The following is a 246-nucleotide window of genomic DNA, read 5'->3' on the forward strand; positions in this document are numbered from 1 at the left end:
CAAAATTATTCCTCTAAAAACAAATTCCTCTACGATTGGTACTATTAAGATTATTTTTGTGGCATTAAGGATTAAAGCAAGATTGTAAGAATATGAAATATTTAATTTTTCCGGAATATCTATATTACCAATAATCTGATCAAATCTATAGATTGGATCAATAAAAACCCTAGTTAGTGTTATGGTTAATATTGTTAATGCTAAATAATCAAGTTGTACGTTAAACTTTTCCTTTGATAGTTTATT

Annotated in this window: 1 protein-coding gene; it reads right to left on the reverse strand. The window is 25.2% G+C overall.

Going from position 1 to position 246, the window contains the following annotated elements; genetic code table 11:
- The coding region (locus tag J8281_RS19580) for a hypothetical protein (RefSeq protein WP_210199302.1) at positions 1-246 on the reverse strand (246 nt) is incomplete at both ends.

The sequence above is a fragment of the Aquimarina sp. U1-2 genome, from assembly GCF_017897595.1.
GTDB lineage: Bacteria > Bacteroidota > Bacteroidia > Flavobacteriales > Flavobacteriaceae > Aquimarina.